Source organism: Streptomyces alkaliphilus, from assembly GCF_014141535.1.
GTDB lineage: Bacteria > Actinomycetota > Actinomycetes > Streptomycetales > Streptomycetaceae > Streptomyces > Streptomyces alkaliphilus.
In genome coordinates this window covers 1-2855 of sequence record NZ_VKHT01000683.1, presented here as the reverse complement: position 1 = coordinate 2855, position 2855 = coordinate 1, and the positions used below count along the sequence as shown (strand labels likewise).

General features: G+C 74.5%; 3 protein-coding genes. 2 read left to right on the top strand and 1 reads right to left on the bottom strand.

Annotation, left to right across the window (positions count from 1 at the left end; all coding sequences use genetic code 11):
• Nucleotides 1-665, bottom strand: a 665-nt coding sequence (locus FNQ90_RS18440) for a UbiX family flavin prenyltransferase (RefSeq protein ID WP_182607390.1), incomplete at its 3' end; no start/stop codon positions are given.
• Between the two features lie 350 nt (nucleotides 666-1015).
• Here FNQ90_RS18440 and FNQ90_RS18435 point away from each other — a divergent pair.
• Both FNQ90_RS18435 and FNQ90_RS18430 read left to right on the top strand, forming a co-directional pair.
• Nucleotides 1016-2080 carry a hypothetical protein gene (locus FNQ90_RS18435; protein ID WP_182607389.1) on the top strand — a complete coding sequence of 355 codons (1065 nt, stop codon included), beginning with the start codon at nucleotides 1016-1018 and terminating at the stop codon, nucleotides 2078-2080.
• 165 nt (nucleotides 2081-2245) lie between these two features.
• On the top strand, nucleotides 2246-2855 hold a 610-nt coding region (locus tag FNQ90_RS18430; RefSeq protein WP_182607391.1), incomplete at its 3' end, for a rhomboid family intramembrane serine protease.

Here is a 2855-nt window from a genome sequence, read left to right as displayed (position 1 = left end):
AGCTGACCCCGCCACCTGCGGTACAGGTCGTGCGGGACCCCCACCGCGTCCAGCACCCGACCGGCCACGAAGTCCACCAGGTCCTGGATGTGGTCGGCCCCCGCGTAGAAGCCCGGGGAGACGGGCAGCACCACCGCCCCCGCCTCGTCCAACGCCACCAGTTGCCGCAGCGTCGGACCGCTCAGCGGCGTCTCCCGCACCGCCACCACCAGCGGCCGGCGCTCCTTGAGCGTCACGCTCGCCGCCCGCTGCAACAGGTCCTTCGACAACCCCAGCGCCACTCCCGCCACGCACGCCGTGGAGGCCGGGACGATCACCATTCCGCGCGTGCGGTAGGAACCGGAGGACGGGCCGGCCGCCAGGTCGCCGGCCGGCCAATACCGCACCCGGTCACCGGCACCGAGCCAGGTGTCGACCCGCGGCGCGAAGGTGTCCGGCGCGCCGTCCGCGCCCCTGGACAGCCACGCGCGCAGGTCATCCCGCCAGTGCGCGTCCCGGAACGACACCCCCGTCTCGTCCAGCAGGGTGAGCCGGGAGGCCCGGCTCACCACCAGGTCCACCGCCGCGCCCGCCGCCAACAGGCCGCGCAGCACGGCCGCCGCGTACGGCGTGCCGGACGCTCCCGAGACGCCCACCACCAGGGGAACGCGCTCCGTGTCACTCATACGGTCGAGCCTAATGCCGCGCCGGGCCCACGCCCCGGGCAGCGTTCGCCCCGGCCCCGCCGGGACCGCGCCCGGGCCGCCGGCGGGTGACGGACGACTCACCTCTCGATGACACCTCGGCCACACCCGGGCGGTTCGGGCACCCCGCACCGTCCGCGAGGGGGGACACTGGTGCGGGGCCACGGCCCCGGTGTCAGTGTCCCCGGACCGGGAGTGGACCCATCAGTACCGCGCCCCAGACCCCGCACCGGCGGGCGGCCCTCCTCGGCTGCGCCGCCGCGCTCTCCGGCCTGCTCCTGTGGACCGGCACCGGCTGCACCGCCGTTCAGCAGGCGGGCGCCGGATTCCAGGTGCGCGGGGCCGTGGACCAGTTGCTCTCCCGCGAGGCGCTCAGCGTGGACGCGGGCCTGGACGCGACCCCCGAGGAGGTTCTCGCGCACCTGCGCGAGGTCGCCGAGCGGGAGGGCTCCCCCGCTCCCACCGAGCAGGACGCCGTGGTGCTCTCCACCCTGGAGCTGACCGCCGTCGCGGGCGACCCGGAGGGCAGCACCCGGATGCGCGACCTGGACCGGGACGCCCCGCTGGACACCGCGCTGTCCGTGGGCTTCGGCGGCAAGGACGCGGTCGGCATCAAGAAGATCGCCGGCGAGACGTACGTGCGCATCGGTGTCGAGACGGTGGTGCAGGACGTCCTGCTCGCCGGTCCCGCCCGGGTGAACTCCGCCGAACGCTTCCTGCGGGACGTGGAGGAACTGCCCGCCTCCCTGGGGCCGGCCTCGCGCGCCCTGCGCGGTGCCTGGGCCCTGGTCGATCCGCTGCGGTACGAGCAGTACGCGCACGCCCTCAACGCCGACCGCGAGACGGTACCGGCCGAGACCGCCGCGAACGTCGCCGCTGCCCTGACCGACGCCGCCGTACTGCTGGAGCCGCACGCCCAGTGGGAGCTCGTCGAGGGCCTGGGCCGGACCCTGCGCTCGGGCACCTCCCTGCACCGCCTGGAGGACGAGCGCGGTGCCGAGCGCTACGAGGTGCGGTTGACCGCCGGCGCCGCCGAACGCGCCCTGGCACCGCTGCTGTCCCTGCTGGAGAACCAGAGCGAGCGGTTCGGCCTGCCGCCGGTGGCCCGGGTCGCCGCCGACCCGGACGCCCGGGTCGCCGCCGAGATGGAGATCCGCAACGGCGTGCTCTCCCGGATCGTCTTCGACGTCGGCCAGTTCCACGGCCCGGACGCCGCGCCGCTGCCGCTGCGCCTGGACCTGAACGCGGGCTCCGCCATCTCCCTCAACCCGCCACCGATCGAGGAACGCCTGGCCCCGGCGGACCTGACCGTGGCACTGATGTACCTCGACCTGATCGAGCGCCGGCGCGAGGAGGACCCCGGCCGCGGCACCCTCCCGGTCCCGGTGCGTCCCTGAGACGCGCCCGACCGCCGGTGGGCCCGGCCGGCTAGCCTTGGTGGTTCCGGGCGCCGGGCGGGTAGGGACCCGGCAGCGCGACGGACCACGGGAAGAAGCGGAGGGGTTGCTGTGGCAGGCGAGCCGGGAACCCGTAGGCGGAGAGCGATCCAGGCCGGTGTGCTCATGCTGGGGTGGGTGGCCCTGATGTGGGTGCTCACCGCCATCGACGGCGGCACCCCCCGCTGTTTCCCCGGCATGGCCGACCAACCACTGGTCTGCGAGTACGGCATCGAGCCGCGTGATCCCGGCGAGTTGCGCGACATCTTCCCGGCCGCGTTCCTGCACTTCGGTTACGACCACCTGATCGCCAACAGCGTGCCACTGCTGGTCTTCGGGTTCCTCGCGGCGCTGCGCGGCATCGGCCGCTTCCTGGGCGTGTGCCTGATCATCATCACGATCTCCGGACTGGGGGTCTGGCTCACCTCCGCCCCCGGGTCGATCACCGCCGGTGCCTCCGGCGTGGTCTTCGGCCTCTTCGGCTACCTGCTGGTGCGCGGTTTCGTGGAACGCAACGCCCTCGACATCACCATCGGCATCGTGGTCTTCCTCCTCTACGGGTCCATCCTGTGGGGCGTGCTGCCGACCGCCTCCGGGGTCTCCTGGCAGGGCCACCTCTTCGGGCTGGTCGGTGGCGTGCTCGCCGCGTTCTGGCTGCGGCGCACCCCGACCCCGCCCGGCGGGCGTCCCCGCCGGTGGGGCGGCGGGGGCGGCTGGGGCGGTCGCGGCCTCCAGG